Source organism: Dietzia sp. IBK-p2-15D, from assembly GCF_057773105.1.
This window is the reverse complement of the sequence record NZ_JBYMTK010000136.1, coordinates 1-322: the sequence shown is the minus strand read 5'-3', so window position 1 is coordinate 322 and position 322 is coordinate 1. Positions and strand designations below refer to the sequence as shown.

Below are 322 nucleotides of genomic sequence, written 5' to 3'. Positions count from 1 at the left end.
AACACGCCCTCCGGGGTGATCTTGGCCTTGGCCTGACGGTCCACCGGCCATCACAGACCTCACTTCTCAACGGGCGGGGGGACCCCGCGGACGACAGGGCCGACCCCGGAGGGTCGGATCGTCACAGGGTAGATGGCCTCCCCGGTGGCGGTGCGCTCGTCGAGCCTGAGTCGCTCGAACTCGAGCTGCTCGAGGAACACGCCCTCCGGGGTGATCTTGGCCTTGGCCTGACGGTCCACCGGCCATCACAGACCTCACTTCTCAACGGGCGGGGGGAACCCGCGGACGACAGGGCCGACCCCGGAGGGTCGGATCGTCACAG

At 68.9% G+C, this 322-nt stretch carries 1 protein-coding gene; it reads right to left on the bottom strand.

All coding sequences use genetic code 11. The features are described 5' to 3' along the window. Window positions 1-59: 59 nt before the first annotated feature. Window positions 60-239, bottom strand: coding sequence for a hypothetical protein (locus AC3DEV_RS17240; protein ID WP_488372916.1), 180 nt, complete (start codon window positions 237-239; stop codon window positions 60-62). Between the last annotated feature and the right edge of the window lie 83 nt (window positions 240-322).